The sequence below is a fragment of the Clostridiaceae bacterium HFYG-1003 genome, assembly GCA_024579835.1.
In the GTDB taxonomy this organism is placed as follows: domain Bacteria; phylum Bacillota; class Clostridia; order Clostridiales; family Clostridiaceae; genus JG1575.
The window spans coordinates 1,086,408-1,111,006 of the sequence record CP102060.1 but is presented as its reverse complement, the minus strand read 5'-3'; the positions used below and the strand labels follow the sequence as shown (position 1 = coordinate 1,111,006).

Annotated in this window: 20 protein-coding genes; all 20 read right to left on the bottom strand. The window is 52.8% G+C overall.

The features are described 5' to 3' along the window. Positions 1-149: 149 nt before the first annotated feature. Positions 150-1,226 (bottom strand): tRNA 2-thiouridine(34) synthase MnmA, encoded by a 1,077-nt coding sequence (gene mnmA, locus NQU17_05080; protein UUM12936.1) that lies wholly within the window; start codon positions 1,224-1,226, stop codon positions 150-152. 138 nt (positions 1,227-1,364) lie between these two features. After that, positions 1,365-1,814 (bottom strand): Fe-S cluster assembly scaffold protein NifU, encoded by a 450-nt coding sequence (nifU, locus tag NQU17_05075; GenBank protein ID UUM13461.1) that lies wholly within the window; start codon positions 1,812-1,814, stop codon positions 1,365-1,367. 137 nt (positions 1,815-1,951) lie between these two features. Further along, complete coding sequence (gene nifS, locus NQU17_05070; protein UUM12935.1) at positions 1,952-3,151, bottom strand: cysteine desulfurase NifS; 1,200 nt, start codon at positions 3,149-3,151, stop codon at positions 1,952-1,954. Positions 3,152-3,154: 3 nt separating this feature from the next. Next, entirely contained in the window at positions 3,155-3,607 is a 453-nt protein-coding gene (locus NQU17_05065; protein UUM12934.1) for an Rrf2 family transcriptional regulator, read from the bottom strand. A gap of 184 nt (positions 3,608-3,791) precedes the next feature. Continuing rightward, entirely contained in the window at positions 3,792-3,959 is a 168-nt protein-coding gene (locus NQU17_05060) for a hypothetical protein (GenBank protein ID UUM12933.1), read from the bottom strand. A 91-nt stretch (positions 3,960-4,050) separates the two neighbouring features. Then, entirely contained in the window at positions 4,051-4,320 is a 270-nt protein-coding gene (locus NQU17_05055) for a hypothetical protein (protein ID UUM12932.1), read from the bottom strand. A 429-nt stretch (positions 4,321-4,749) separates the two neighbouring features. Then, the gene (pcp, locus tag NQU17_05050) at positions 4,750-5,394 is read right to left on the bottom strand and encodes a pyroglutamyl-peptidase I (GenBank protein UUM12931.1); all 645 of its coding nucleotides are present in this window, start codon (positions 5,392-5,394) and stop codon (positions 4,750-4,752) included. Between the two features lie 121 nt (positions 5,395-5,515). Beyond that, complete coding sequence (locus tag NQU17_05045; GenBank protein UUM12930.1) at positions 5,516-6,460, bottom strand: DUF979 domain-containing protein; 945 nt, start codon at positions 6,458-6,460, stop codon at positions 5,516-5,518. A 14-nt stretch (positions 6,461-6,474) separates the two neighbouring features. Continuing rightward, positions 6,475-7,155, bottom strand: coding sequence for a DUF969 domain-containing protein (locus tag NQU17_05040; GenBank protein ID UUM12929.1), 681 nt, complete (start codon positions 7,153-7,155; stop codon positions 6,475-6,477). Between the two features lie 455 nt (positions 7,156-7,610). After that, positions 7,611-10,904 carry a M14 family metallopeptidase gene (locus tag NQU17_05035; protein ID UUM12928.1) on the bottom strand — a complete coding sequence of 1,098 codons (3,294 nt, stop codon included), beginning with the start codon at positions 10,902-10,904 and terminating at the stop codon, positions 7,611-7,613. 369 nt (positions 10,905-11,273) lie between these two features. Beyond that, entirely contained in the window at positions 11,274-11,981 is a 708-nt protein-coding gene (locus NQU17_05030; GenBank protein UUM12927.1) for a hypothetical protein, read from the bottom strand. Between the two features lie 181 nt (positions 11,982-12,162). Then, positions 12,163-12,798: a VWA domain-containing protein gene (locus tag NQU17_05025; GenBank protein UUM13460.1), complete on the bottom strand. Its 636-nt coding sequence runs from the start codon at positions 12,796-12,798 to the stop codon at positions 12,163-12,165. 522 nt (positions 12,799-13,320) lie between these two features. Then, a complete protein-coding gene (locus NQU17_05020) occupies positions 13,321-14,331 on the bottom strand; it encodes a glycosyltransferase (GenBank protein ID UUM12926.1) in 1,011 nt (336 codons plus the stop codon). Positions 14,332-14,451: 120 nt separating this feature from the next. Continuing rightward, the gene (locus tag NQU17_05015; protein ID UUM12925.1) at positions 14,452-15,540 is read right to left on the bottom strand and encodes an O-acetyl-ADP-ribose deacetylase; all 1,089 of its coding nucleotides are present in this window, start codon (positions 15,538-15,540) and stop codon (positions 14,452-14,454) included. 128 nt (positions 15,541-15,668) lie between these two features. Next, positions 15,669-16,670: an NAD-dependent epimerase/dehydratase family protein gene (locus tag NQU17_05010; protein UUM12924.1), complete on the bottom strand. Its 1,002-nt coding sequence runs from the start codon at positions 16,668-16,670 to the stop codon at positions 15,669-15,671. Between the two features lie 262 nt (positions 16,671-16,932). After that, positions 16,933-19,500 (bottom strand): tetratricopeptide repeat protein, encoded by a 2,568-nt coding sequence (locus NQU17_05005; GenBank protein UUM12923.1) that lies wholly within the window; start codon positions 19,498-19,500, stop codon positions 16,933-16,935. A 417-nt stretch (positions 19,501-19,917) separates the two neighbouring features. Continuing rightward, a complete protein-coding gene (locus tag NQU17_05000) occupies positions 19,918-21,105 on the bottom strand; it encodes a M20 family metallopeptidase (protein ID UUM12922.1) in 1,188 nt (395 codons plus the stop codon). A 78-nt stretch (positions 21,106-21,183) separates the two neighbouring features. Beyond that, positions 21,184-21,858, bottom strand: a complete 675-nt coding sequence (locus NQU17_04995; protein UUM12921.1) for a hypothetical protein — start codon at positions 21,856-21,858, stop codon at positions 21,184-21,186. 12 nt (positions 21,859-21,870) lie between these two features. Beyond that, positions 21,871-22,584: a DUF5058 family protein gene (locus NQU17_04990; GenBank protein UUM12920.1), complete on the bottom strand. Its 714-nt coding sequence runs from the start codon at positions 22,582-22,584 to the stop codon at positions 21,871-21,873. Positions 22,585-23,093: 509 nt separating this feature from the next. Next, positions 23,094-24,395 carry a replication-associated recombination protein A gene (locus NQU17_04985; protein UUM12919.1) on the bottom strand — a complete coding sequence of 434 codons (1,302 nt, stop codon included), beginning with the start codon at positions 24,393-24,395 and terminating at the stop codon, positions 23,094-23,096. Positions 24,396-24,599: the final 204 nt, after the last annotated feature.

The window sequence follows — 24,599 nt, the reverse complement described above, 5'->3', positions numbered from 1 at the left end:
ACTGAGAAAACGAGAATATTTTAAGAATGATCCTTTGGATTGCAGGCGATAGTAAAACTGAAAGCCGACCTTTCATCCTACGGGAAAAAAGGTTGGCTTTCAGTCAAAGCTATGGTTCGTCCAATGAACCAGACTCGCTGCATCTGGTCTTAATAGATCTCCCGAATGATTCCGCCGCCAAAGACCTTCAGCCCGTCATAGAAGACGGCACTCTGTCCCTTGGTGATGGCGCGCTGCTTGACGTCGAATACGGCTTTGAGGCGTCCGTCAGGCAATGGGTAGAGGGTACAGGCCGCCGGTTTGGCAGCATAGCGAATCTTGCCCATCAGGCGGACAGGCTCGGTCAGAACATCGGTCAGAATCAGGTTGACCTCATCCATAATGAGGGTATCATGCATCAGGTCTTCATCCGAGCCGATGATGACTTCATTTCGGTCCTTGTTGATGCCCATGACGAACACTGGTACGCCCAGGGCCAGTCCCAGGCCTTTGCGCTGACCGATGGTGTAATAAGCAATGCCTTTGTGAGTGCCCAGCACCTTGCCGTTCTTGTCCACGAAATTCCCGGGATTCTTCTTTTCGGGAACCATGGAATAGACGAAATTTCCGTGATTGCCGTCTTCCACAAAGCAGATATCCTGAGAATCCTTTTTGTCAGCGACAATCAGCCCGATCTCATGGGCAATGACGCGGATTTCCTCTTTGGTGTAGTCGCCGCAGGGCATCAGGGTCTTTTTCAGCTGCTCCTGGGTCAGGTTGTACAGCGCATAGGTCTGATCCTTATGGTCATCTGCCGCTTTTTCCAGAATATAGCGGTTGTTCTCTTCATAGATTCTCGCGTAGTGGCCGGTGGCGACATAGTCGGCACCCAGCCCTTCGGCTCTCCGAAGCAGCTCGTCGAACTTGATGTACCGGTTGCAGGCGACGCAGGGGTTCGGAGTTTTGCCTTCGAGGTAGTCCTCGACAAAGTAATCAATGACTTTCTCCTTGAAGATCTCCTTGAAGTTCATGACGTAGAACGGGATCCCGATGCGGTCGGCGACCATGCGTGCGTCGTTAACGGAAGAAAGGGAACAGCAGCCGCCTTCCCTCTCCGAAAATTCTTCATTTTCCTGCCATACCTGCATGGTGATGCCGATGACATCATAGCCCTGCTGTTTCAGAAGATAAGCCGCAACGGAGGAATCGACTCCCCCGGACATGCCGAGGACTACTCTGTTTCCCATTGTGCTCTCCTTCTTTCATATGGTTTGATTATGGTTTGTATTTGGTTTGATGGTTTGCATTCGGTTTGATGGTTTGAATTTGGCTTGATGGTTTGAATTTGGCTTGACTTTGTTGTTTCACTTTATCCGGGCTTTCGATTAAACCTCGTCATCCACTGTGGTCGGTTCTTCGGCCTCGTGGTGATCATGATCATGTTCGGTATAATCCCATGGTTCACGCCCCTGCGACTTGAGGTAATTGTTGATGGCGATATGGATCGCGTCCTCCGCCAGAACGGAGCAGTGCATTTTTACAGCCGGCAGGCCGTCCAGCGCATCAGCTACCGCTTTGTTGGTCAGTTCCCAGGCTTCTCTCAAGGGCTTGCCCTTGATCAGTTCTGTTGCCATGGAAGACGAGGCGATGGCCGAGCCGCAGCCATAGGTCATGAATTTCACATCAACGATAACATCATTCTCCACCTTCAGGTAGATTCTCATGATATCGCCGCATTTGGCATTTCCGACTTCACCGATGGAGGATGGGTCTTCCATCTCTCCGACATTTCTTGGATTTTTAAAATGGTCCATTACCTTTGGGCTGTAGATCATCATATATAGTTCCTCCCCGAATCGATTCAATTTCTGATATCTTAAAGTTTAGTTAAAATAAACATGGTGCGTTTGCCCGGACCCAGTGCATGGTCCGGCGCAGTTTCTGAGGCTGCCGGCAGCTGTCCCAATGGTGGTTACTGGCCCTGCTGCTTCAGTTGCTTCAGGTGGTTGTTCCAGAGCGGGGAGTAGCTGCGCAGGGTCTCTATGATGCCCGGCAGGACAGAAATGACTTTTTCTACTTCCTCATCGGTGTTGAAATCTCCCAGAGACAGGCGCAGGGAACCGTGTGCCAGTTCGTGGGGCAGTCCGATGGCCAGAAGGACATGGGACGGATCCAGAGAACCGGAGGTGCAGGCAGACCCCGAGGACGCGCAGATTCCTTCGAAATCGAGATTCAGCAGGATCCCTTCCCCTTCGATGAATTCAAAGATGATGTTCACGTTGTTGGACAGACGGCGGTCGCCGCTCGGTCCGTTCAGACGGGAATATGGAATCTGGAGGATGCCCTCGATCAGGCGGTCCCGCATGGCGCTCATGCGGCGGGTATGGTCTTCCAGCTGCTCCGTGGCCATTTCAATGGCTTTTCCCAGGGCAACGATTCCGGCGACATTCTCGGTGCCGGCCCGGCGGCCGCGCTCCTGAGCTCCGCCATGAACCAGATTGTCGATGCGCAGTCCCTTGCGGACATAGAGAACACCGATGCCCTTGGGGGCGTGGATTTTATGCCCGGACAGAGATAACAGATCAATGTTCATCGCCTTGACATCAATGGCAATCTGGCCGATGGCCTGCACCGCGTCGGTGTGGAAGGCAATCTTCTTTTCCCGGCAGAGGGCGCCGATTTCCGCGATGGGCTCAATGGTGCCGATTTCGTTGTTGGCTGCCATGATGGAAACCAGAATGGTGTTGTCCCGGATGGCTTCGCCAACCTGCGCAGCCGTGACAAAGCCGTCTTTATCCACTGGCAGATACGTTACTTCAAAGCCCTGCTTTTCCAGCCACTGGCAGGTATGCAGGACGGCATGATGCTCGATGGTGGTGGTGATGATATGGTTGCCCTTCTCCCGATTCTTGAACGCGATGCCCTTTATGGCAAAGTTGTCCGCTTCGGATCCGCCCCCCGTGAAATACACTTCATCCGGTGAACAGTTCAGAGCTTTGGCGACCCGCTGCCGAGCCACGTCCATGAGCGCTTTGGCCCGGCGTGACTGGGAATAGATCGATGAGGGATTGTAGTATATTTCGTTATAACAAGGCAAAAGCTCCGCGATGACCTCATCTTTGACTTTGGTCGTCGCCGCATTGTCCATATATATAATCGGCTGCTGTTCCATTGGTTAGTTATCCCCTTTCCCCGTTGTCATAAAATTGATGGAATCATTGTTTTTATGATAGTCATTCACAATATCCTGCAGCGTAATGGCGCCCATGACGCTGTCGATGGAATCCTTCAGCTTCTTCCAGACGGTCCGCGTGGCACAGCAGTCTATGTTGCTGCAGGCATCGCTGTCCAGACAGTCGGACACCTCAATGGGACCCTCCAGGATGTTCATGATGTCCAGCACCGTGATATCCCTGGCCGGTTTATTCAGTTCATAACCGCCCTGGGCTCCCCGGATGCTCTTGATGATTTCTGCCCGACGAAGCGGTGCGAACAGCTGTTCCAGATAATATTCCGAGATATTCTGGCGCTGACTGATACTTTTAATGGATACCGGTTCGGTTCCCTGATGAATCGCCAGATCCACCATGGCTTTGACCCCATATCTTCCTTTGGTAGACAGTTTCAATCCGACCCACCTCCTCAACAATACAATTATAGGTATTCCGACTATTCATGTCAACATTCGATTCTTCATCGAATCCAACATTTGCTGAGCTTTTTTTACTCCGGATTTCTTCACGCACAAAAAAGCAGCGACGACCCAGGCAGCGAGTCCCTGAGTCGTCGGAAATTGAATGGGTTAAGCCATTTTATTTTTTATTTTTTATTTTTTTAGCGTAGTCCATGACCATCTTGTTCAGAACAACCGATCCTTCATAGTCAATGTCATACATCACCAGATTCCCCCGATCCAATTCGGCCTGAGGGGCATTGGCAAAAGGCACGGACTTCAGAACCGTTAACCAGGCATTCTTCATGATCTCATCCTGTCCAAACAAATTAATGACCGATACCCCGGACTGGGTGGTTACTTCCAGAAAGCGATAGGCTGCTGTAGGATCCAGCAGCCTATCGCCCCTTCTCGTAAGTTTTGCTGGCGCCGGCCAGGCCGTTCAACTGTTCTGGAACCAGCTGATTCATCTCTTCCACAACGCGATTGGACTCCTCCAGTGAAAGTTCCACCAGCTGATTCTCCTTATTATTATAATTCAGGCTTTCGCACACGCGAATCTTCACGATTCCATCGATTTTAAGATCCCCGATTCGAATGGCACTGATCCTCTCTGCCGTAGCCGCAGACGATTGTCCCGCAGCCAGGGTTTGCGCGTTTGAGTTCACCTGTCCTCCTGAGCTGCTGGCATTTGGCATCTGGTTATTGGCGGAGCCAAACTTCGTGCAGCCCGTCATCGTTAAAAAACATAACACAACAATCAAGAATTTCATCAGAAGTTCCCCTTTCTGGAATTCAGCTCTGATCACAGTTTCTACCGGATCGTCCCTTCCCTCGACATCTGAAGCAGTGAACCGATCGAATGGGATTGCAATTGGTCTAACCGGAATCCCTGATCAAAATCCTATTGCACAATCCAATTGCGATCAATTTCTTATACCGCATCCTCCTTTTATGTAAATTGTATTACTATTATCATTTATTTCTACAGGTACTTAAAAATCGATCCGCTTCGCCCATTGTTATCGACAAGCAAAAATCGAGCCCCAGTGAATGGGGCTCGACGCAAATTCTTGCTTTAGTTTTTGAAGGTTGGGTTACATGATGGTTCCCATCTGGACTTTGGCATCGACTTCGTTGGCGATGATGGCTTCGATGGAAAGCTCCAGCGCTTTGGCAATTTCTGCCAGAGACATGAATGGGGTGCCCACCGGCTTGTCAACCGCCTGCTCGGTGGCAAACGGAACGTGGATGAAACCGGCGCGGATGTTGGGGTATTTCGTTTTGGTCAGATGCAGCACATTGTACATAATGCTGTTGCAGACATAGGTTCCGGCGGTATAGGAAATGCTGGCCGGAATCTTATTGTCCTTCAGATGAGCCACGATGGCTTTTACCGGAATGGTCGCAAAATAGGCGGTTTCGCCCTCTTCCACCAGCTTGGCATCCAGCGGCTGTTCGCCGTCATTGTCCGGAATTCTGGCTTCGGCTAAATTGATGGCGACTTTTTCCACGGTAATGTGGGAACGGCCGCCGGCCTGGCCGATGTTCAGCACAACATCCGGCTGATGGAGCAAAATCGCATCTTCGACAACCTTGGTGCTGCGAGTAAAGACGGTGGGGATTTCCAGCTTAATGACCTGTGCTCCCTTCACTTCCTCCGGTACCAGCTTGACCGCCTCAAATGCCGGGTTCACGCTTTCTCCGCCAAACGGATCAAATCCTGTAATCAGTATTTTCATCGTGTTCTCCTTTGTTCAACGTATTTCAGTTTCATTGTTTCATTGTTAGGGATCCTTTCTCCGAAAGTACTCTTCCGGGAAGGGATTGCAGGTTCAGTTACAGTTTCAGTCTCTGTTCACTCTACTTGAACAGAATCATGTAGCCGATCTGGAAGGTAACCATGATCAGAGCCGGGATGACCTGGTTCTTGATGACGCCCATCCGGTCCTTCATATCCAGCATGGCCACCGGAACAATGTTGAAGTTCGCAGCCATGGGGGTCATCAGAGTGCCGCAGTAGCCGCAGGTCAGAGCCAGCATTCCGATGAGTACCGGGTTGGCGCCGTAGGCGAGTACGAAGGGAGCTCCGATTCCAACGGTCATGACGGTGATGGCGGCAAAGGCATTGCCCATGATCATGGTGAAAAGCATCATGCCAAGAGCATAGACGATGATACCGACGTTCACATTGCCCTGGGGAATGACGTTTCCAACCAGCTTGGCAATGACATCGCCAACACCGGCTGCCGTGAAAATAGCACCCAGGGAAGCCAGCAGCATGGGCAGCATGGAGAGGGGTCCAACCGTTGACAGCAGACGCTCGGAATCGTTGAGGAAGGTCAGCGGCTTGTTGTTGGAGGAGTACACCATCAGAAGCAGAATGGCAGCAAAGATGCCGGCCCCGACTCCTACCAGTGCGCCGAGCTTGGTGAAGATGGCGAACAGAATGGCGAAGAAGCCGATAGCCAGCGCCGGCAGGAAGATTTTCATGCCGATGCGCTCAAAGGACGCGCCGGTCTGCTCCGCGGTGGGAACATTCTGCTGGCCTTTGCTGACTTTGCGCAGAATGGCGGGCAGGGTCATGATGATGATCAGAATTCCGTTCACCAGGTTCGGAATCCAGCGGCCAAAGGCCAGAACGACGCCCATGGTGATCCAGAAGACGCCCGTGCCCAGCGGCGAAGGATTGGTTTTGTCGGTCAGATTCTTGACTCCGGTATAGACGGCGATCAGACCCATGACGATAAAGAGGACTTCCAGCAGTTTTGCTCCGATCAGTACGTTCGGATCCGTAAAAAATGTCATCGCTTCGATCCCCCTTATACAGTCGTTCCGTAATACTTCTTACGGAGCTTACGGTCTTTCAGATAGTAGTACACGATAGCCACGGTGACCGCGGTGATAGCCACCGGGATTTCCACCTTGACCAGATCCAGCAGGCTTACTTCATAACCCAATGATTTGAGGGTCGACTGAACCAGCAGACCGCCTGAACCACCGACAAACAGAACCTGACAGAAGAACCAGGCGATGTTTTCCATGCCGGAAGCCATCCCCTTGATGTCTTCCAGGTGTTCCGGGTGAACTTTCGTTCCCTTGGACTCAATGGCACCGGTTGCCATGGGCATGATGATCGGACGAACAAATCCGGCGACGCCGCCAAAGCTGACATTGAAGGCTCCGAAGATTCCGCGCATGATGCCGTAAAGGCCAATGACAAATCCAGGGGAAGCCCCTTTGAATCGGCCGATGAGTTTGGCGGCAGCTTCCTTGAGCCCATTGCGCTCGAGGGTGCCGGTTACCAGCATAATCAGAATGAAGATGGCCATGGCGCGGTTTGCGACAAAGGACTTGCCCAGTGTCTCGAGCAGCCCGTTCACGCCAATTCCCCCGACCAGTGCCGTCACAACGGCGGCCGCCAGAACGATGAGGATAGAATCCAACTTCAACGCGAAACCGACGATCACGATCAGGATCCCAAGTAATTTGATCAGTTCCATAAAATAACTCCTTTATATAAATATAAATTTCACATTCATTATACCCCAATAAACCGTTGAAAATTGCCCATTTTCGATAAAAAACGGGCTGCCTCCAAGATTTCAGACATCCGCAACCCCCCTTACCTCCTAATCGGTTTCAGTTAACATTCTCATAAACGGTCTCATGATTGACAACTTAACATCAAGCCTCCGGTCGGGTACTGCCACTGCCCCTCCGGTTGGGTATGGCCACTGGCCAGCCGGTTGGGTACGGCCATTGCGAGCCCCAGATAGTCCGACCGCTGAGAGCCCGAGAGATCCTTTTGCCGAAATGAACCGTCCGTCCCCATCACCAAAAAGAACCGTCCGTCCCCATCACCGGTGGGAACGGACGGCAGAAGCAGTTTTTAAGAATGGATTGAACATGGTTGATCCGGGGGCGTCAAATTGCGCCAAGCCGATCTTCTCCCCGTTTACTCGACCGGGCGGGAGTCGGGGTCCGTCCGAAACCGGAGGGGCCGGTGCCGGATGTCCTTCAGCCGGAGGACGCCGTCCCGGAGGGAACATTCTGTTTCATAATGGCTGACGGCATGGCTGAGTTCCTCAATGACGGCCAGGTCATGGGTGAGATGCGCTCTGGCGCAAAGTCTCAGGTACTCTCCCTGGGCGGTTTCATCGGCTACTTCGCTGGTATAGGCCACGCTGGTGATCCAGGGGAAGCGGACGGAGGGATAGCGGTGAGCCGGATCATGGTCAAAGGCGATCCAGTAATTGATCATGTTCTTGTAGTAGTCGGCCGGGAACAGGCGCGGCATCCAGCGGTGGGCATAGGTTTCAAAGATCTCCTTCCAGGCTTCGTTGTGAGCGGTCAGTTCCGGCTCAGCCTGGATGGCCTGGGCGATGACGTCTTCCACCGAGCGGTTGAGCCGGACGTTCTCCTGCCAGGTCTCATCCCGCACAGTCCAGAAATAGCCGTAGAGCAGGGAGCGAGGAATCCAGAATCCCTTGTAGGCGGGTGAGGTATAGCCTGAGAAGGGCTGTTCCCATTCATGACTGGGAACGCCATGATTGTCGATCATCAGGTCCGGCAGCATCCGGTGCCACAGGCGGGTCAGGCCCATGGCTTCGGTATGGATGGTATCCGGATTGAAGTGATCGCGGTAGAATTCCTTGCCAATGGCATTGAAGCGGGCAACATGGAGCTTCCAGGTCGGATGTTCCTTCTGCAGCTCATAGTGGATGGCTGTGCCGTCGGGATTTTCCAGGGGGACCACCACCAGATTCAGGCGCTGAGCCAGACTCTGCCACCGGTCGTCCGTCAGGAGTTCCCGCAGCAGCATCAGGGCTGCGTTGGTGGAGGAAACCTCATTGGCATGATGCCGGGCATTGATATAGAGCGAAGGATAGCGGGTCAGCCGCCGGGTCCTTGAGGTATAGCCCGGTTCCTCCGTGGTCAGTTCAAAGGCATAGATCGGGCGTCCTTCATAGGAGGTGGCGATGGGGTAAACACTCAGGCCGCCAACCTGGCGAAGGGATTCCGTCAACGCTTCAAAGTCTTCGACTCCGATGACCCGATCTTCCATGAGGTCCAGCTCCGTGATCTTTACGGTTTTCTCCCGAACCGGTCGGGCGGGCAGGACGGTGCTCCACTCCCCCGCCGGCGCAGTCAGGCTCAGGGCATTCACGCCGTCCAGGATTCGGTTGACTGACAGGCTGCCCTGTGCCAGCAGCTCCAGATAGGCCTGGAGAAAATCCCCATCCGTATAATCCGTCTGAAGATGGGCCGTCAGCCGGCCATCGGTCTGGCTGAGTCCCTGCAGCCAGAGGCCGATGTCTCTTCGTTCCAGGGGCTCCGCAAGGATCTGTCCGCCCTGTCGGATGCAGGGAGCGGCATCCGCTGCCTGAAGCAGCCGAACCGTCAGCTGCGGCTTCCCCTGCCCCTGATGAATCAGCGGCAGGATCAGTCCCGGCGCATCGATGCCCGCATCGCCATGCTCCAGTCCCAGCTGTCTGAAGTAATCGCTGCCAACAAAGTAGAGGTCCTCATGCAGGGCGTTGAGCGAGGAGATCATATCCTGCCGCCAGGGCAGAGCAAAATCGGGCTCACTCAGGGTCACATCCAGCTCGAGCCGGGTAAAAAACGGCTGATCCTGGGCCCTTACCGTGCCATAACGAGTCAGTATCGTTTCCCGGACCCGCGGCAGGATCTCATTCTGGTAACTGTCCCAGACCTTCTCCAGATCGGTCGTGATTCGCTGATCCACGGTCCTGGTGCCATTGATCCAAACCCGCAGATGACCGGTGGGCGGATGAACCAGGCCCAGTCCCGGATACCCGGTCAGGTACGGGCGCTCACTCCAGCTGGCGGTATAGGCCGCTTCATACAGCATGTCACCGGCTTCATTCCGGCCGACAAACTGATAGGTCGCTCCGTCTGAGTCGGTCGAATCTTCCATCGCCTCAAACCGGACCGAACCCGGGGCCAGGCCCAGAGCATCGGTCACCAGATCATGGGCCGGATATAGTTCCTGCAGATGGCGGATGGGCAAATCCAGCCAGCGCTCCGGATTCCCGCCGCCTAGCTGGTAGCTTGGAACGGCCCCGTCGACATCGCCCCAGTCACTGATTCCGGGGGCCAGTAATGGCCGAAACCGAATCAGCACCTCATGGATCGGCAGGTTTCGGACTTGGGGCAGCACTGCTTCTTCCAGCCAGGAGTAGCCCTGCTTGTAGGCGCACAGCAGCTGGATCCGACACCCGGCTCCCAGCGAATGGATGTGATCTTGAATCAGCTGGCTGGTTGTGGCGCGGACGGCATAGTCCTCACTGAGACAGGCTTCCAGCACCACCTCATCTCCCGGTGTTACCCTGGGATACACGTCCCGTTCCAGAAGATCCAGCAGATCCTGAACTTCCCAGGTCAGGTCAACGGATTGTTCCCACAGCGAACGAGGCGCCTTATGATCGACAAACGTTACCCCGGGAAAATCCCGTTCTGTTTCCTGAACTCGGCTTCGCAGCTCAGAGGAAGCCGACACCTGAAGATCATCCAGACCCTGTTTCTGCAGTGCCCGCACTTTCGCCAGCTGACCATCCAGATCCCGCAGCGCCAGGCTGTCAGTCATCTGATGCAGCAGCTGGATCCATGGAGTCCCTGGCCTTGCCTCGGGGAAGCGGGTACACATTTGGGCCATCAGTTCCACCAGGTCTTCCCCGTCCCCTTCGATGAGGACCCGACAGCCGGTTCCCTCCTCCCAGGTCAGGCGGCAGACTTCCCCGGGGATGAATTCAATCACATTCCCCTCCCAGTCCGGCTCCGCCAGGATGGGACCCTCATAGGCAGTGGTATCCATGCCGAAGCGATAAGCCAGGTTGGCCGCAGCGGCGGCCTGATGCCAACTGAACTCCAGGGGCAGGCGGATTTTAAAGTTCAGCTGGTCCGCCAGCTGATCATGATTCTGATCGATCAGAAATTCCCCGATCGAGAAAAGTGTCTCAAGCCCCTTGCGCCTGCGCCAGTCCAGCTCCGGAATCGGTCGAGCCTGACGGGTGGCGGACTGAAAACCAGTCGGCACATCCGCTGTCCGGTGACTCCGCTCAGCTACCAGCTCCGCCAGCGACACAGCCTTCCCGTCCCCCTTAGTCGCAGTCACCGGAAACACTGCCTGTTCCGCCTCAAATCCCAACAGGAGACAACATTCCAGCAGCTCCCCGACCTGTGCCCGGGTCAAATTCGGTTCAATCCTGATTCGATCTGTTTCCTTCATGCCCTTTCCCTTTCCTTCCACTGACTTGCTCATTGACCATGCGCTTGTCCACTAAATCTGCAAATTGATCAATGATTGTGTAACTCACTGATCATTATACAGAACTTATGTCCTTGGCGCTCATGAAGTTGCATGAGATTCCCCTGCGGACTTCCTGACTGTTTGGACTTGTGGATGTTCTAGATGGCGACATAAGCCAAGGAATACCCAGGATTCCTGCTTCAGTTCATCCCGCATTTTGGATCAGCAGGCCATTCTCTATATCTGAAAGAGCTTGGCTGACGAACGAGGCAATAGAGTATGGGATAAGAATAAGGCAAAACACCGGCTGCCTGTCTTATGGACTGGCTGCCGGTGCTCCTGCTCTGTTTAGTTCTCTTTCGGATAAAACTCCTCGTACTCAATTCCAACTGCGGTCAGAAACGCAGCGTGGTTGACACTGTGCCAGAGCTCGGCGGTCAGGGGATAATCCCGGACCTCTGCGGGCTTATACTGGATTGTTCTCAGGCTGTGCTCAAAGCAGAGCAGGATGAGATCGTAGGGATTCGCTTCATCGGACTGGACCTGCTGGATAAACGCCTGGACTTCTGAATCCTCCGCTCCGATCATGGAGTAGATGAACAGACCATTTTTCTCAAAGCTGCCATAGCCTTCTTTTTGCATGCTCTCCACTTTTTTCTGATAGGCTGCGGCATAATCCACCGTAGGCCCCCAGAGCGCAAAACCAGGGAGTGTCATTCCCTGCCAGTCTGAATCATTCACATGATCCTGTCCCAGATAGGCGGTTTCATGGCGGTTCAGTTGATCCCGCGTCTTTCCCGTGATGCGGCTGACCATGGCCAGATTCTGCCTGACCGGCCGAAGGGTGGCATCCGTCACTTCGATGCCGATTCGCCCATCCTTGGTCTGAATGTCAGGCCGATCCGACAAGACGGTATCCGTCAGCTCCTCCGGAAAGATCTGAGCCAGGATGAGCCTGGCCCGTTCCTCATCGAACTTTTTTCTGACCCCATTATCCAACTCTGCTTTTTTCCGCTTTTCTTTTTCGATCTGTTTGATCAGTTCCTCTTGATCCATGCATAACCTCCGTGATCGTGTTCCTTTGAGATGTTTCTGTTTCTTTCAGGTGATTATGCCTTCCCTGCCTTTTTCTATACAGCAGGTTTTAACGATTGTTTTCCCTCATCGCTGCCCGATTCACTGCTGCTGCAAATCTCGACGTTCCTTTTGCCTGAAACTAATTTCCGGCTCGACTCGTCTATTCTTCATCCGTCTCGATGGAATCCTTCCAGTCTTTGGTAATAAGGTTTCCCTGGCGGTAGTTGCTGACAACATCACTCACCACCGCGTAATTCAGGTTGACACCTCTGGAGCTGTTGGTGAATTTCACGGCCCGATCCCGCTCAATGCCGAACTTGGCAGCCTCTGCCACCGCATCAATATTAGCGCCCAGAAACAGGAACTCCCACCCGTCCTTCTGCTTTTTCTCCAGAATGAGATTTCGGATCTTATCGTAGGAATACTCCCGGCTGGCATTCTCGTACCCATCCGTGGTAATGACGAACAGGATCCGGCTGGCTCGAGCCTTGGATGGTGCCAGTTTCTGGCTCAGACTGACCTTCTGGATGGAATAACCGATGGCGTCCAGCAAAGCGGTGGAACCTCGGACATAGTATTCTTTATCCGTTATCGGCAGCATTTCAGCCAGGGGGATCCGATCATGGAGCAGTTCCACCCTGTCATCGAACAAAACCGTCGTGATCCAGGCCGTGCCCGGTTCTTCCGTCTGTTTTTTCAGCATGCTGTTGTATCCGCCGATGGTATCACTTTCCAGTCCGCTCATGGATCCGCTCCGATCCAGAATGAAAACTACTTCTGTCTGTTCACTACCCATAGCCGCTGCCTCAGTCCTTTTCTTTTTCCCTTCATTTTGCTGTTTCATTGATTCTTTCCTCCTGGATCTTTCAAAAATTCGTCGTTCGTTGTATTCACTGTAGCAAAGAACCGGAGGGATCAGGTCGCCTGCCAGGCGACATTTGAGAACCAAGCACGGAGGGATCAATGAAAAGGCAGTGAATCCTGCGGATCCGCCTCGTATCGGCCAGATCCGCAGAATCCACTGCAAATAGTATATGATTCATTTTCAACAGGGCTGTTTTTCTGGCTTTCCTGTGCAGACTGTCTGGGTCCCAGCTCTCTTAATGCCTGGATTCCAGCTGATACACTTTCGGGATTCTATTTAAAACACTCCCTTGATTCTATCTGGAGCTCTCCCTTGATTCTATCTGGAGCTCTCCCTGAATTCCAGAACAAGGACCTGAGCCAATGCCGGTCCAAAAGGAAAGGTCCGTCATGAAGAGTCCGTCATGAAGAGTCCGTCATAAGGAATCCGTAAGGAACAGTCCATTCCGGAACGTCAGTCCTTGAGAAAATGGATCAGGATGGCTGGGGCATCCTGCCTTGCCATGGCTTGATAGAGTTCCTGTTCCGATTGGGGAAGATCCTCAAGATCAACGGCCGTGAGGCGTTGGCTGAGTTCGTCATCCATCAGGATCTGCTTGATCCGATCCATCTTTTCTTCCGGGGTCTGTTCCGGGAAGGTCGCTTCGCGCTCCAAAGCTGTCTTGGTAAACAGCAGATACCGGATATTGAGCCGGGTGGCCAGCTGGTCGTTCCAATAGGATTTCAGCACTTTTTCCAGCCGGTGCTGGACTGCCTTGCGCACTTCATACAGATGGCTTTCATGGCGGTGAACCAGTGATTGAGGATGGATCAGGTAATGGTAAAGCGGCTGATGAACCAATGCCAGCTTCGGTAGTGGAAGGAATAAGGTCATGGTAAACAGCAGATCTTCCATGATGTGCAGATCCTCCGGAAACCGCAGGCTGCGTCGGGTGATCTCCTCGGTTTGGATCATCAGCCGCCAGACGCTGCCCATAAAGACGGTGGGTGTTCCCATCAGATGATCCGGACCCAGGAGAGCCGGAATCACCTCATTCTGGATCTGGACCTGATTCAGCTCCGCTTCGGGCCAGGGGATCTCCATGGTTTTGACATGATCCGGATACTCCTTTTGGTAGCCGCACAGCGCGGCATTGCTCCCGGTTCGCTGAAGTGCGTTCCACATTACTTCCAGCATGTCGGGTTCGATCCAGTCATCCGAATCCACAAAGCACACGGTGTCCCCGCGCATGGCCTCAAGGCCTGCGTTGCGGGCAGCACCTGGCCCCCGGCCATCCAGCGTCAGCACCCGGATCCGCGGGTCAAATTCGGCATATTTGAAGCAGATCTCCAGGCTTCGGTCCGATGAGGCATCATCAATCAACAGGAGTTCCCAGTCAGTCCAGGTCTGTCGCAGAACGCTGTTGAGGCATCGGTTCAGAAACGATTCGCTGTTTCGGATGGGAACGATCACACTGCAGGTCATGGAGCACCTCCCGGTCTGAATTGGAGTTGACAAGAGTTCAAAATGGCCAGCTGGATCGGACTCCAATGAATGCCAGCCACATCGCATCAATTAAAAGCTTCTGCAATGTTAACCCTGGAATCAGGCGCCCAGCAGGGCCTGCCCAAAGTAGAACAGGGCCTGGTTGATTTCATGAATGTCATAGATACCGCTGCGAATAAAGTACTCCACGATCAGATCCGACCGGCTGGCTGGTGACAGGGCATATCCGGCGGTCCGAAGCAGTTCCCGGGTTTCCTCCAGCGACAGCTTCAGGGAAATGGCAAAGGCCAGCACGGTGGCTTTGCTGGGCTGATAGTTTGGATTGCTGCGAATCTTGGAGAACAGCTTGCGATCCAGGTTGGCTCGTTTGTATGCCAGTACGTCGCTGATTCCCCGGTCATCGATCAGGCGCAGCAGTCGTTCGGAAAAGCTTTCCCAGGGACGGTTCAGGTAGTCCTCCAGGGTTTCCGCCTTGCGGCGTGGAACCTCATAGTGTTCCCTTTGGCCGTTCGGTCCTTCCAGCGGCCGGCTCTGCTCCACCCGATCCAGGGTAAGAAATGAAACCGGGTCCTCCAGATTTCTCTCCTGCAGGGAGCGTCGGCGCAGCTTGCGGGCTGCATCCTCCGGATGTTCCACGATTTGGGCAGCTTCTGCCAGCTGGTCCTCAAACTGATCTTCCAGATAGGAGCTGATGTCCTCCACCAGATCCGGAGACAGTTGAAAGCTCTCCCGATCATAGATGATCAGATCTACGGCCAGGTCCGTCTCTTCCAGGAAGTTTGTGATTTCCGATATCGCCACTTTCAGGACTTCGGCTTTGGGATACCCGTAAATACCTGAGGAAATCAGGGGAAAGGCAACGGACTCCAGTCCGTTGTCCCGGGCCAGTTCCAGTGACCGTCGGTAAGCCGAGCGCAGGAGCAGTTCCTCCCCTTTCCAGCCCCCCTGCCAGACGGGCCCCACGGTATGGATGACATGACGTGCTTTGAGCCGGTATCCGCCGGTGATTTTCGCTTCGCCAGTCGGACAGCCTCCCAGGGTGCGGCATTCCTCGAGAAGTTCCGGGCCGGCTGCCCGATGAATCGCTCCATCCACTCCGCCGCCGCCCAGCAGGGAGTTGTTCGCCGCGTTGACGATGGCATCGACATCCTGTTTTGTTATGTCTCCAAATTTGATTTGTAACGGCATGATTTCCCTTCCCTTTCCTTATTGATCTGGATTGATCTGGATTTATCTGGATTGATCTGGATTGATCTGGACTTCTGCTTTCATAATACCAAACGAGCCGGACAGCTTCGCCTATAGTCTCTACCTGATTAGCGCTTGATTCGCCCCTGCGCTGCCAGCCACTGCCAGGTGTCATAAAGCGTCTGCCGCATGTCTCTGGTCTGGAAGCCGAGTTCCATGGCGGCTTTGTCATGGGAATAGTGATTGTCCGCCGTGAGTGTCTCTATTGAATAGCTGGTGAACAGTGGGGACTCATGGCGCAGCCGGTAATACAGTTCCGCCAGCGGGGCGGTTCGCCGGATAAACCAGGTGGGGAGATAGGACCGGATCTTCTGTTTGCCTGTGATTTCACTGAGCAGATTCAGGATCTCCCTGATTTCGAAATAACGATTGGACAGAATGTAGCATTCTCCGGGCCGGCCCCGGTCGGCACAGGCGATGATGCCTCGGGCAACATCGCGGACATCCACGAAATCATAGCCGCCGCTCATGCCGGCAATCAGGCGGTGGGCACAGTAATCCAGAACCATCTGGGTCATGTGGCCATGGCCATAATCATAGGGACCGATGATTCCCGAAGGATGCACGACCTTGACAGCCAGTCCGCGGGAGGCTGCTGCCAGCACATAGGCGGAGGCTTCTGCCTTGGTTTTGGCATACTGGCCCACCACCTGATCGGGCGAAAAGGATGTGATTTCCCGGATGATGGCTCCCCCCACAGAGTCCGGGATGGCATGAACCGAGCTGACATAAATAAGCTGCGAAACCCCGAATTCCACGCACAGATCCACGATGTTTCTGGTACCGCCCACATTGACTTCCTTCAGTTTGTCGGAGTGCTCTGATCGGATCGACACAATGCCGGCGCAGTGAATCACTACTGCCTGCTCCCGGGCCAGGGCTTCGAACAGCGGAATCAGGCTGGAGCAGATTGTGACATCTCCGGAAAAGATCCGCTCGGTACCCTCGACCACGCTCTGCTCGTCTTCCAGAAGAAACTGCCAGACCCGCCGCTTCTTCGCCAGAAGTTCTCTGACCACGACATTGCCCAAATGACCGGCCGCTCCGGTGACCACATATACGGGTTCCATGTCCGGCCTCCTTGTTCTTTGATGCTTCTATTCTACCGCTAATTTTTGAACAAACCGTGATTGAACCCGGGAGGGGCGAAACACAGAAATTGGAAACCCGGATGCTGGAAACACGGAGGATGGAAACTCGGAGGATGGAAACTCGATTCGTCTAAGCTGGGATGTCCGACGGTGCAGATATTTCCTGACCGAACGAATCGGGGACTGATTTCAATGAATTGAAATCAGTCCCCGGTGGCATTGGTTTTATGCTGCAAGCAGATTAATCAAGCTTTTTTCCAGTAATATAAGCGTCGATGTGCATGCTGTCCACGGCCTTATGCTGAAAGTTGAGCTTGAAACCATCAAACTTGATGTCAAGCTTTTCGCCCTGATCGGTTGCTGTCCAGTGATCCGGATCTTCCAGATAGGCGTACAGTTCCTGGTTGTCAAACTTTTCGGTAAACAAGCCAACCAGGAAGGTCATCCGATTCAATGCCTCATAGTCTCTTAAGTGATTGGAGAAGATTTTGGAGATTTTGATCTGGAACTCACTCATATCCGGAGAACAGGTCAGTTCCAGCGGTGTGGTGGCGCTGCTGTAGAAATATTGTTCGATGTAGAGATGAATTTTGCCCTCCTTGAGTTCAGCCTCAAAGGGAGTCAGTGTATTGCTCCCGCCTGTTTCGATATCGAAGGATCCGATGCGGAATCGCTCCAGGCTGGCCATCGCCTGTATGATCGTGTTGGTATTCTTATAGCCCTCGCATTGATCAAACCATGTCATTGCTGCCTTACCGAATTCTTCCGCTTCGTAATAATCGCCATTCAGGGCTTCGAGATAGTCGTCAAATTCTGCCAGCCCCCTGGTGTAGTAATGGTTCAAAATGATCTCATTGGCATCTTTATAGTCTTTGCATTGCAGAAGGGTCTCTATTCCCTCTTCTACTCTGCCCTGTTCCATTTGCTGTTTGCCGATTTCATACTGACACTGCTGCACTTTCTGGAGAGCGTCCAAATAGTCACCTGCCTCCGAAAATTGTTCCAGGGCTGACTCATATTCTTTCTGTTCGAGGGATTTCGATGCCAGGTCATAATGCCATGCCAGGATGATCGTGTCTGCGTCCTTGTATCCCGCGGCCTGATCAAAATATGGTCTTGCCTGATCGGCCTGGCCTTGCCCCAGCAGTTCAACCCCCAGAAGATAATTGCACTGAATCAGGTGATCCTTCGCATCCTGATAATCTCCCGCTGTTTCAAAATGGAGAATGGCCCCCTGGTAATCCTTAATTTCCGCCTTCTGCTTGCCTTGAAGGTAATGATATTCCGGAATTTTTCCGGCAGCATCCTGATAACCCGCTGCGGCTTTGAAATAAACGGCTGCCTCATCAGCCAGGCCGGAAGTCAGCAACTGCTCGCCATAAAGATAATTTGACTCCAGGAACTGATCGGCTGCGTCCGAATAATTTCCGGCATTTTGGAAATGCGGAATTGCCTTCTCATAGTCCTTAAGCTCTTTGTACTGCACGGCAAGCAAATAGTTGGATTCTTTCAATTTCTCCGCACTGTCCTGATAGGACATGGCTTTTCCAAAGAAATCGATGGCAGACGCGTAGTCCTTTTCTTCGAGCTTCCCTAAGGCTGCTTTATAGTAAACTTCCAGTTTCCGCTGAGGGGCATCACGGTAGGAACCAACCTTATCAAAGTATTCGGCCGCTTCGGACAGCTGGTTTGATGCCAGCAGCTGTTCCGCTTTCCCATAGAAAGCCTGAGATTTGCGGTCATCATCCAGCAGCAGACGGTCCATCAGCAGTATGGTGCCCTCATAGTCTTTTTCCTGGAGATAGCGGTCAATCAGCCGAGTCTGGAACGTTCCTGTGGTATTCGGCGTCCAATAGAAGCCCGCTTTATAATCTGATTTGCTGATGGCTGTGATGGTCAGCTCCAGGCCGTTTTGTGTTTTATTCATCTCGTACAGCAGCTGATCCTGGAAGAAGGCTGGATTGTTAGAAGGAATCAGGTCTTTGCTCTCCAGAATTCTGGCCAGGATCTTTCCAGCTTCCTTGTCAGTCATGCCAGTCAGGGTCCTGATCGCTGAACGGAACACTCCATTGCTGGTCTCCCGGTACTCCTCGCCGGTTGGATTGTAGTTCGAAACACCGGTGGTAACCGCGGAAACATTTCCCAGGGCTGAGTCAGAATAAATCCCGATGATAACATCCTCATTCACAAAGCTCGACATCAGTAAGTCCTGCGTTTTTGTCAGATGAATGGTTTCATCCGCGATCATCGTCCCATCCGGTATCATCACGCCCTCAATTTTGGATTCCATCGGATGGAGTCCGAATTGATTCATGATTTTCAGCACAGGAATACTCGAATATTCCTTCACTTGACTGAACGTCGAGGAGTATTCGAAATTTCCTTTCTTGTCCATTTTGGTAATGCAAACGTAAAAATCATTCCTGGCGTAACCGCCAAAGGCATTCTGCCCGGATACATCCAGGTGAATGATTGCTCGCCCGTATGGATCCTTCTCGAGGACTCTGGATTCATTGTAGACTGCTGTCGACGGGTTTAGCAGAGTCCCTTCCAGTACTTTTTTGGCCGAACCGATATAGTAGTCGTCCCCCACCTGATCCACTTTCTGTTCTGTGAGAAATTGTGCTCGGATTAACTCATTGTACTTGGAGGTATATTCATGGACTTTCATGGACAGATTGGGCACCCCCTGGTACCCGTCCGGATTGCTGCCTACATTTACCGAGTTAACTGTGGAGGAATCAAGGGAAGAGCTGCAGCCAGTCACCAGGAACAGACCGACCAGAAGGACCAGAAAAGTTTTTCTCATAGAACACCCCTGTCATATGTATTTACATTTAAATATATGTTATCATTTCATCGATTATTTTTGTAATCCTTTTAATAAAATCAATATGTTTATAAATTACATTACAAACACCCACTTTCTTTAATAATTCAAATGATTCATCCCGATTAATAGCATCTCCGTTTATCAAATTGAATTTTTCTGTCGTCTAATGATTTCTTAAAGCAAAAACTGATGGAAGTCCCCGGGAAACCTGGTTCAGATTTCCCGGGGACTTCCATTGAATTCTGCGATGACCGCAGTCTGTCTTTTGTTAATGTTGGTTGTTTTTATCTTTTGATATTCCAGAGCACTTTTTCTTTGAATTATCAGCAAACAGCAGCTGCATCACTTTCCAGTGATTACAACAAATGCCAATGAATCAACCCTTGCTTTGGACTATTTCAGCAGATCCAGAGCCGCTTTGACAAACAGGCCGACACCGGAGGGGAGCAGATCCTCATCAATCGCGAACTTCGCGTTGTGGTGGGGATAGCAGACACCGTCAATGGCCATCGGGTTTTCAAAGAAGATAAAGGTTCCGGGTACTTCCTGCAGGTATTCAGCAAAGTCTTCTCCGCCCATGACCGGTTTGGTCATGTAGAGTACGCGGTCTTCGCCGAAGAGTTCCTTGGCGGACTCATAGGCCTTGGCAGTAATTTCGCTGTCATTGATCAGCGGAGGAGCGCCGCGGAAGTATTTGAATTCCACGCTGCCGCGGAATGCTTTGGCAATGCTTTCTGCAATTTCACCGATGCGGGTTTCCAGCATAGCACGGGTTTCTGCGGTCACTGCGCGGGCGGTTCCTTCGATTTCAACTTCACCGGGGATGACGTTGTAGGTGGTTCCGGCATGGAATTTGCCGATGGTAACAACGCCTGGCTCAGCCGGCTCGATTTCACGGGAGATGATCTCCTGCAGAGCGGTTACGATGTAGCTGGCGATGACAATGGTGTCCTTGGACTGGTGCGGATAAGCGCCGTGTGAACCTTTGCCCTTGACTTTCAGGGTAAAGCGGTCCAGAGATGCCATCATGGGGCCCTGCCGGAAGGAGAACGTGCCTGGTTTGCTGTCATCGCTGAGATGACCGATATGCAGACCCAGGATGCAGTCAACGTCGGGGTTCTTGAGCACGCCGCCTTCAACCATCGGACGGGCTCCGGCTGAGACTTCTTCACCCGGCTGGAACAGGAACTTGATGGTTCCGCCGAACTGATCCTTCATGGAATTCAGGACTTTGATCGTTGCCAGCAGGATTGAGGTGTGACCGTCATGGCCGCAGGCATGCATGCTGCCGTTAGTGGAAGCAAAGGGCAGACCTGTGTCTTCCACAACCGGAAGAGCGTCCATGTCAGCGCGCAGGGCGATGACTTTGCCGTTGCCGGCTCCGGTTCCGGTGATGGTGGCCACGATTGAGGAATTCACGCCGACATTGGTCTTGTACTCAATGCCCAGTGAATCCAGGACTCCAGTAACATATGCCACCGTCTGGGGCAGTTCGTTTCCCTGTTCCGGAATCTGATGCAGATCCCGTCTCCAACGAATCAGTTCGTCTTTGACTTCATCCATTAATCTTGTGATGTCCATTGAAACCTCCTTATGGTCAAAAAAAATATCAGGATGTGCCTTCTCCCGGGGGTAACCCGGGAGAAGATCCTGTAATGGTTACGCTTTTTTCGCCTGCTGGCTGTTGAGGAAGAATCCAAAACCAACCGTACTGAAGACAACGATCGGAATCATGAAGTAGACCGGAATAACTTTGACCACGACGACCAGGAATAATCCAAGAGCCAGAGCAAAAACGGCCAGAATCGGTTTCTTGACAGCATACATGCCAAAGGCAGCGGCGAAGATGGCAGTGGATACATACTTGAAGCCTTCGATCACGATGGGAGGCATGACGCTCATGATGGCGGCTCCGCCCACAGCTGCGATGGTCACAACGATCAGGTTGGTGATGATGGATCCGGCGATACCCAGGGTGGAAACGAGCTCTGCCCGCTTGCTGCCTGGCTCAACGCCGACAGCTTCCTGAGCCACGGCAGAACATGGTACACGCATGTTTCCGATGTTTCCGGCGAGGAAGGACATGTAGGTTCCGGGCAGACCCAGTACCGGGAAGTAGGAAATGGGTTCAACGATGGCGTAGATGCCATAGATGGATGCGATCAGGACCCAGCCCTTTAAGATGTCAGCGACGGGAGGCATTGCTCCGAACACCAGAGCCATGACGCCGGCAGGAATGAAGCACAGTGGGATGGCGATCAGGTTCGTCAGACGACCCCACTTGATGATCTGTTTTGTAAAATGCTGCTCGTATAAAGCTTCTTTGTTTTCCATGTTCTTCCCCTCCTACATGTGGTTGTAAGCAACTGCCGCGATCATACCGATGACCATGGCGATGCCCAGATTGAATTCGACCAGTTTCGGGATTTTCTTAGCGATCCGCTCAAGGACGAGCATGGACACGAAAGCGGCAACTGCGGCCACAATGATTCCGCCGGCACCGGGTTTGAGTCCCTTGTTGATTTCATTGGAGACGAGGAATCCCATGGCTCCGAGCATCGCTCCGGTTCCGAGGATACCGATCTTCTTGGCATCGCCGCCGGATACTTTATGAGTGATCTTTTCCAGCTTGTCTGAGAACAGAGCGGTGGTCAAAAGCCAGGCGCTGCCGTTCAGGGCCATAACCCAGGTTGCATTGGCAAAGTTGAGGAGTTTGTAGCCTTCTCCACCCAGTGATACGCCCTGAGCCTGAGCTGCCATGTTGGCGGCTGCCAGTTCTGTCGGAGCGGCACCGATGATGGCCAGACGCTGCCAGGCCAGCGGTCCGCCGATGGCTGCCATGAGGCCGAGCATTACGACGAATACGCCGAGAGCCGGTCCGATGGCTGACGTTGCGCCAACCCGGAACGCCTTCATGGCTTCATCGTGGGAGAGGTCCGCGTACTTGGCGCTTTCCAGAGCCTTGCGCACGAAAATGATGGCCTGCAGGGCTACGATCAAAACGACCGGGCTTACAGCGAGCCAAAGGTACATGCTGTTCGCTTTGCTTAAATAATCCATAACAATACCCCCATATGATTAGGTTATCCGCAAACTTAATCGTTTACGTATTTACAAGTATTATTATAGAATGACCACAATCCGAATACAATCGTTTTCCCAAAAATTGATAAGTTATGAATTTAGTTGTATTTTTTTTCATCATAAGGTCACTCCTTCCCAAAAATGTCGCCTCCAATTAAATAATTCACAATAATTGAGAAGTTGTAAATAACACTTGATTTTTCAGTTTTCATCACAAGTTGATCCACATCAAGTTATTTTGTTATCCCAATGGTTTTTCTATCTTCATGTTAAAGTGCCCTATTCGTCTTTTTTCTGTATCCATGCTAAACATCATCTGTTTATCATCTGCATCCTAAGTTAAGGCACTGGCCAAAACCCTGTTTTTCCTGATCAAAAATACCCAGGCAATCCGTCCGAACGGATCCCTGGGTATTTTTGATTCAATTGATTTTTTTATGTTCTTTAGGGCAATCGGTCCACCCCTGCTGCCCAATCGATGGGTTCTATTTCTTCCTGCTGTCTTTTTCCTGACGCAGAACTTCCGCCTTGAGCGCCTCCCAGTATTTTCGGGTGGTGTCCTCCATCTTGTTGTCCCCGTACTCGTAGAAGGTCTGGCCGGTCAGTCCCGTCGGCATGTACTGCTGGGCGACCCAGTGACCGGGAAAGCTGTGAGGATACTTATAGTGCTGAGCCCGTCCCAGGGCCTGAGCGCCGCTGTAATGGCCATCCCGGATATCCGCAGGGATTTCTCCGATGTTCTGCTGCTCAATGGCCTTGGCGGCGGTCCAGTAAGCCATGGGAGCACTGTTGGATTTCGGTGCGGTGCAAAGCAGTACGGTGGCATTGGACAATGGCAGCAGCGCCTCGGGCATGCCCAGCTGGAGCGCGGTGTCCACCGCGGCCTTGACGATGGGGATTGCCATGGGATAGGCCAGGCCAATGTCTTCGTTGGCAATGCACAGCAGCCGGCGGGACACGGACAGCAGGTCCCCGCCCTTGAGCATCATGGCCAGGTAGACAATGGCTGCGTCCGGATCGGATCCGCGCACGGATTTATGGAAAGCAGACAGCAGATCATAATGGCTGTCCCCGTCGGAGTCATAGTTGAGCATCTTGCGCCCCAGCAGCGCCTCGGCATCCGCTTCGGTCACTTCCACCACCTCGGAGCCCGCGCCGTAGCGGCTGATAAAGAGCATCTCCAGGGCATTGAGGCCTTTTCTCATATCGCCATCGCTCTGCGCTGCGATGTTGCCCAGGACTTTTTTCGGCACCCGGAACTCCTTCAGGCTGTTTTCCCGGCGCAGCACCTCCATGCCGCGATCAAGTCCTTTCAGGATGTCCGCCGGATCCAGGGGCTTGAACTCAATGACCAGACAGCGGGACACCAGCGCCTTGAACACCGCAAAATGCGGATTTTCCGTCGTGGATCCGATCAGTATGACGCGGCCGTCCTCAATGTAGTCCAGCAGTACCTGCTGGTTCCGTTTGTTGAACATATGGATTTCATCGATGTACAGGATGATCCCCTGATACCCCATCATGGTATTGAGCTGATCCAGGACTTCCCGCACATCCTTGAGCGAATCCGTGGAGGCGTTGAGCATGAAGAACTGGCGGTCCGTCAGATCCGCCAGAAGCCTGGCAATCGTGGTCTTGCCGGTCCCCGGCGGTCCGTAGAACAGCATGTTGAGCAATTTTTTATTCCCGATCATGGAGGACAGGATCTTCCCCTCCCCCACAATATGTTTCTGCCCGATGACCTCATCGATGTTCGACGGACGCAGGCGTGACGCTAAAGGTTCCATGGTATTCCTCTTTTCTTGGCTTCAAACTGTTGTTCTAATTATACCACACCCATCCCGCTCCGTTGGCAGCACTCGGAATGTACTTCCTGCATCCCCGGAAATCCTCTTCCTGCATTACCCGGAATCAACTTCACTGCAACACCCGGAATCTACGTCACTCCATCCGTCTGAGTACACTTCACTGCATCCTCCGGAATGCACTTC